Below are 4455 nucleotides of genomic sequence, written 5' to 3'. Positions count from 1 at the left end.
GCAGAGAGGCGCCTACATTAAGGAACCCCTGAAAAAGACTTACCGTTTCTGGTGAAATACGCCGATCCCGTTGCACGAGTTTCCCATGAAGCAGATGACAGCGATCCGGGCATGGGGAGGCATTGTACGAAAGCACTACCTACACCTTCCGTCGGTTGGCAAACACGATAAATCCAAACAAGGCGGAAGAAAATAACCATGCTGCCGCAGGAAGCGGTACCGCACTCCGTTGATTGATATAAGAATTGGCTGTCCCAGCCAGACCTATACCCTGGACATGCCGACCAACCCTGAACTGACCATTGGCAAGCGCCGCAATTAAACTGTTGAATGAAGAAGTATTGGCGCACGGCCCAAGGAAGCTGAACCACTCGCCGAGAGTGTTGACCCTATTGTTAAGCACGCCCTGAGTAGCAATGCTCTGCGTGTCAGAATTACCGGAGAGGTCGGTGTGAAAGCCAATGGCGTTGCCACCTGGAAGAGACAAAGGCACGTCAATGCTGTTTCTGAAAATAAACCGCGCGCCACCCGCGTGCTCTTCGATCAGCATGCCTGATTGAGGCCCTAAGTCCTCGCCAGAGTTGCTCATGCAACTAGATTTATAGACCAAACTGGCCGCCTGAGCACTAGAAACAGTCGCAGCATTCAGGAGCATTAATAACAAAACGGAATTAATAAAAAGTGTCGGGTGCATAACATCGCCTCCCTGAGCAGAGGAGTATTCTTTTGTCGGACGAAGGAATCTTTATCTACTAAAATTGAGCATAGTAGGCACATGGCTGCTACGTCAATCGTACGTCGCCACAATAAATATAAATAGAAAGTCAGTGTAATTTCGTCAAGATAACGTCACAACAAACACGTCAGTCGTCAATCAAGCGGACTCTATTTGACCCAAGGCGCGTTGCTGATACCCAAATTGGCGTTTGATCACTCGGAATGGGGGCTGGACCTTGAGACGGGGAGCGTGGTTCAGATCAAGTCTTCATGAAGGGAATAGGTCTAGAGTGCGCTCAACCTCATCGGGGTCGATTGTAAAGCCATCGCCCTCTGGCGTTCCAACCACAAAGCCAAAATTCTGATGATCGCGATCCGTTAGGTACTTGTAATAACAGATGAAGCGATTCGGGGGCTGCAGAGCCAGCAGTGAGCCACCAGGCTGAAGTACATTGACACCATGTACGAGATGACTCCCCTCGACCCCCACCACGGTTTTTGCTCCAGCGCAGGTCGCTACGATGGTTGGAACATCGGTTTTCGAAGGGTCGATAATGCGAAAACCTCTGCGGTTATGCAGACGTTCAGCGAGTTCCATTTCATTGTGTAACAGTCGCAATTCACCGTTGCCGCCTCGCAGAATGAATACTCCGGGGTGAGAGCTGTACCTTACGTGTGACAGTAGTTTTTCACCCATCGCGCGAAAGCGTAAATGCCTATTTCGATTTTGACTTAGATCATCGAATATCACGAGCTCATGAAAAAACGCATTGCGCAAACGAACCGGTGTTATGCCAAGCCAGTCCTCATATTCGGGAGCCTGGGGAAATAGAGGAGACCCGGTGGATGGCGCAGTCGTCACCGGAACTCCTTCGTCGCATGCTAATGGGTAAGTGACACAGTCTTCCATCAGCCAGGAGCCAAACCATTGGTTTCCACCTGCTGTGCAGTAAATCGCCCCGCGCTCCATCTCGGTTTCCACGGAGATCTTTGGAAGCCAGCCAGATCTGGGAGATAAGCAGGATTTTGCGTTGCCCTTGTAGAGTGTTCCATCTATCAGCCAGACATCTTTAAGCAGGTGGCCCCGTGTTGGACCATGATCAACGCTGCCGATTCCTTCCATTGTACGACGGGGGTGTTCGTAAGGAAAAAAGCGTTCTTCCTCCCATCCTGTCACACGTTCGAGTTGATTGGGCAGGAAAAAAGCCGGTGGAGAAATTGATGTTTCGCCAGGCGCAATAGTCCAGCTTTTCACCGCTGCACTTTGCGGGATCTCCGCCGGCTTTCGCATAATCCGCGCTCTTACAATATGCCGATATGCAGCAAGGTTCCATGTTGTCCGGTGGCTGCTCGTTAACACGCGTAATTCCGACATATCATCTTCACTCTAATCCGCCTTACAAAAAAACAGTAAATGGCGCAAGCGCCTGAACTGCATTTTTTAACATCAGAACGCTGCTCAGGTAGATATGATCCTCTCCACAATGGGCGGGGACTTCAAATGAGCATAACGACTACGTAACCTGTCGAGAAGAAATTCGCTTGGGCTCTTGGCACAGTAGAGATAAATTTTGTATAGCCCGCCAAACCCCATGTTAATATAACGAGTCGCCACTTCCTCATCGTTTTGCCCGTCCGGCAAGCCAAGATGAAGTGTCAGTTTTTTTTCCTCGACAGCAAATAACGGTGTATGCCAAAGGAGTTGGGCTGCACCCACCTTGGGTAGTCGGACAAACATATAAGCGTGGTTACCCAGCGTATCAATATCACCGCCACGTCTTCTTTTCCATTCGAGAAGTCCGTCGTCGGGACGGGCCAGGCAAGTACCGATGTCATAATAGTCAAAGCCATTGTTTATTGCCCACTCAAGCTCCATGAATGTAGTGATCGAGTTGACTTCATTCAGCCTTTTGGCATCTGAAAAAACTGCCTCAGGATAGCCGGCACGTATCATGCTCCAGTAACGCTTTCCGGCCCGGGTAATTACGCACGCAAGTTGGCATGCAACAATTTCGTCTTCCAACAGTATTAGATCGAGCCGGCCGAAAGTCTTTGCTATCCTTAAAACTTCATGTGTGGCAATGTGCGAGGCGGCAGTGCCATGCCTTGCGATGGCATAGGGTTGAAGCATTTCCCTGTCGGCTCTTTCAATTTCGTCGTCCGTCAGCGCCTGCCTCATTCGGTAGCGCGACTGGTTCTTGCGTATGTTTCGACGTAACTTACTATCGTACCCCGCCGTGATATCGTCAATGGAGCGACCCAGCGGCACGATAGCACTCAGAAAGTGAGGCACATACAACGCGCCCAAAGTTGGCATTTCACTGACCAGAACCGTACGGTTCGATTTATCCGATTCCGATTTGCTGTCGGCCACAGGAGACTCCACCCCCAGGAGAACCTTGGCCATCTCCCGCTGTGCTCTCCTTCCCACATAGAGGATGTCGTAAGGACTGTCGTTGCGCAGTTTGAATCTGACAATCTCCCAGCGCCAGAAACAGGCTCGCCCAAGTATGTCTCGCAGCCAGGCTGCAGTTTTCCTTAGCTCAAATCGTATTGAGGGGGATATGAGTTTTCGGATCGGTACCGCTAAATACGCTTTCATTTTCGGCACTCTTTTTAACTTGCCTTCAGACTGGCTAATAGGCTCGCTTGCCGGTGAAGGCAAACAGCGTTCGCAGAAGAATGACGAAATCGAGCCAGAGCGACCAGTTGTTGATGTACTCAATGTCAGACTCAACACGCTGAATCATCTGCTCTATATCTCTCGTTTCACCGCGAAAGCCACGCACCTGAGCCAGGCCTGTGATGCCAGGCTTGATATTGTGACGCGCAAAGTAGTCTGCGATGCCAGGCGAGTACTGCGCATCATGCTGAATGGCATGCGGGCGAGGCCCCACCAGGGACATTTCCCCCATCAAAACGTTGAACAACTGTGGTAGTTCATCCAGGCTAGTTCGCCGAATAAAGGCTCCAACCCTGGTCATGCGCGGATCATTCTTTTCTGCCTGCTTGACGATGCCGTCTTTGGGCTGATGGACGACCATGCTTCTGAACTTCCAGATACGAAAAACTCCACTCCACCCCATGCGCTCCTGTCGAAAGAACACCGGTCCAGGGCTATCGACCTTGATGGCAATCGCTATAGCCACCAGCAATGGAGCCGCCAGAAGCAAGATGAGAAAAGCCAAGACTTTGTCCTCAAGATTCTTCAGAAACAGACGCATCCCCATCAGCGGAGTTTCAGACAACGTCAGCACGGGAATACCGGCAATTTCACGAACGCTGTGATTGATCAAACGCAGTGAAAAAATGTCAGGCACCCAATTAATAGCAATGTGCTTATCAAGCAGCTTTAAGTAAACATCCTTAATGACCTCCGAGCCATCCAGCGGTGTAACGAAATATACGGTACGAATGGAATGTCGCACGATTAACTTATCAAGGTCGGAGATATTACCCAGTATCGACAAACGTTGCGTGCTTTCTGAGCCCTCCTTCCCTCGAACATCACGCGACCCAATCAACACACAACCGACCACCCGTTCACCCAGCCAGGGATTATTGCTTATTTTCTGGTGAAGGAAGCTGGCCAGCTCCCCCGAGCCAATAATAAGAGCGGCTTCCAATTGATTCGGGTGGGTCAAGCGTTTCTTCTGCATTTCGAGTGTCGCCAGGTGCAAAAGCAACTGAGCGAAATATCCAATAATAAATAACTGCGCAACCAATAAGCGCGAGTAC

4 protein-coding genes are annotated in these 4455 nt (G+C 50.3%); all 4 read right to left on the bottom strand.

The genetic code is table 11. The features are described from left to right. Positions 1–139 precede the first annotated feature (139 nt). Positions 140–694: a hypothetical protein gene (locus tag AC1DH9_RS23460; protein ID WP_427536463.1), complete on the bottom strand. Its 555-nt coding sequence runs from the start codon at positions 692–694 to the stop codon at positions 140–142. 291 nt (positions 695–985) lie between these two features. Beyond that, complete coding sequence (locus tag AC1DH9_RS23455) at positions 986–2092, bottom strand: glycosyltransferase 61 family protein (protein ID WP_427536465.1); 1107 nt, start codon at positions 2090–2092, stop codon at positions 986–988. An 84-nt stretch (positions 2093–2176) separates the two neighbouring features. Next, the gene (locus tag AC1DH9_RS23450) at positions 2177–3319 is read right to left on the bottom strand and encodes a hypothetical protein (RefSeq protein WP_427536467.1); all 1143 of its coding nucleotides are present in this window, start codon (positions 3317–3319) and stop codon (positions 2177–2179) included. Positions 3320–3353: 34 nt separating this feature from the next. Continuing rightward, positions 3354–4455, bottom strand: a 1102-nt coding sequence (locus tag AC1DH9_RS23445; protein ID WP_477808863.1) for an undecaprenyl-phosphate glucose phosphotransferase, incomplete at its 5' end; no start/stop codon positions are given.

This window comes from Pseudomonas sp. 05T35 (genome assembly GCF_056396605.1).
Note: the sequence above shows the minus strand (reverse complement) of the source record. Positions and strands in the feature narration are given on the sequence as shown.

Coding starts and splice junctions, on each gene's coding strand:
- AC1DH9_RS23455 (WP_427536465.1), bottom strand. CDS start 2,092: ATGTCGGAATTACGCGTGTTAACGAGCAGCCACCGGACAACATGGAAC.
- AC1DH9_RS23450 (WP_427536467.1), bottom strand. CDS start 3,319: ATGAAAGCGTATTTAGCGGTACCGATCCGAAAACTCATATCCCCCTCA.
- AC1DH9_RS23460 (WP_427536463.1), bottom strand. CDS start 694: ATGCACCCGACACTTTTTATTAATTCCGTTTTGTTATTAATGCTCCTG.